Annotated in this window: 1 protein-coding gene; it reads left to right on the forward strand. The window is 51.2% G+C overall.

Going from position 1 to position 254, the window contains the following annotated elements; translation table 11 throughout:
* A partial coding sequence (locus ACSNOG_RS33635) for a hypothetical protein (RefSeq protein ID WP_436756460.1) occupies positions 1–254 on the forward strand: 254 nt, incomplete at both ends.

A 254-nucleotide genomic window follows, 5' to 3' on the forward strand; every position in this document is an offset into this window, starting at 1 on the left:
TATGAAGGCTATATCGCTTCCTTGGATAATGGCAAGCTCGAATTGTACGTTGACGGCCAGCTGCAATCGTTCAAGCTGGATGCATCGACCGCGTACTTTACTTCGGACTCCGCGAAGAGACAGCAATTCTCCGATCTGAAACCTTATACGAAGGTTGTGGTCGTGGCGAATAACGGAACAGCGGCTTATGTGGAAACGACGGATCCTGCACAGCAAGTGGAGCGTTTCGAGCGTACATATGCACGACTGTCGCC

This window comes from Streptomyces sp. URMC 124 (assembly GCF_051386455.1).
Lineage (GTDB): Bacteria > Actinomycetota > Actinomycetes > Streptomycetales > Streptomycetaceae > Streptomyces.